The sequence below is a fragment of the Pseudarthrobacter sp. NamE2 genome, assembly GCF_005796205.1.
GTDB lineage: Bacteria > Actinomycetota > Actinomycetes > Actinomycetales > Micrococcaceae > Arthrobacter.
The window spans coordinates 1-711 of record NZ_VAHN01000045.1 but is presented as its reverse complement, the minus strand read 5'-3'; the positions used below and the strand labels follow the sequence as shown (position 1 = coordinate 711).

The 711-nt window shown below is 70.2% G+C and carries 1 protein-coding gene and 1 pseudogene; both read right to left on the bottom strand.

The annotated features are described in order from the left end of the window. Positions 1-336 (bottom strand): phage holin family protein (locus FDW83_RS18930; protein ID WP_171027625.1); only part of this gene is annotated, 336 nt, incomplete at its 3' end. Continuing rightward, positions 336-711 (bottom strand): annotated as a pseudogene (locus FDW83_RS18925) (hypothetical protein); the annotation flags it as partial. The pseudogene FDW83_RS18925 and the gene FDW83_RS18930, both read right to left, overlap by 1 nt.

Here is a 711-nt window from a genome sequence, read left to right as displayed (position 1 = left end):
GCCGATCGAGGCCAGGATTGCGGCGATGATGGCCCAGATCACGGCCACGATCACCGCGGCCCAGCCCAGCGGCATTAGCGCGCCGAGGGCGAACATCAGGGCCAGGGACAGGAACACCAGGACGAAGTGCCCGGCGACGCCGGCGCCGACGAGCATGCCGCCGCCCTTCCCGGCCCGGGTCGCGGACTGCTTGGCTTCGGCCTTGGCCAGTTCGAGTTCCTGGCGCATCAGGGTGGACAGGTCCCGGGTCACCTCCCCGAGCAGGTCACCCAGCGACGTGTTATCGGCCTTTTGATGCGCCTCACCCGGCGGCACCTCCGGAATCTGGCTACTCATCAGAGCCCGCCTGACTGCCCGCCGGCACGGCGGTCGCGGGCGAGGGGATCATCATCCAGCGGATCAGCGGCAAGCCGGGGGTCACCCAGGGGGTCCTCAGCTGTCCGGTTTCCGGACCAGGGCTCCTCTTCCACCACCTGAGGGCTGTCCAGCGGGCTGGCCGGACGCGCGGGCTCGGCATAGCCGCTGCCGGGCGCGCCGCCGTCGTATCCTGCCGTGGTGGTGGCCGGACCCGGAAGCTGGACCGGGGGAGGCGGTACGGTACCGCCGGCAGGCTGGTATGACTCGCTGTACTGGTCGCCGTACTGGGTGCCCGAGTACTGTCCGGCAAGGCCGGCAGGTTGGTCTGCGGTGGATGAACTCTCCGTTGCTCCG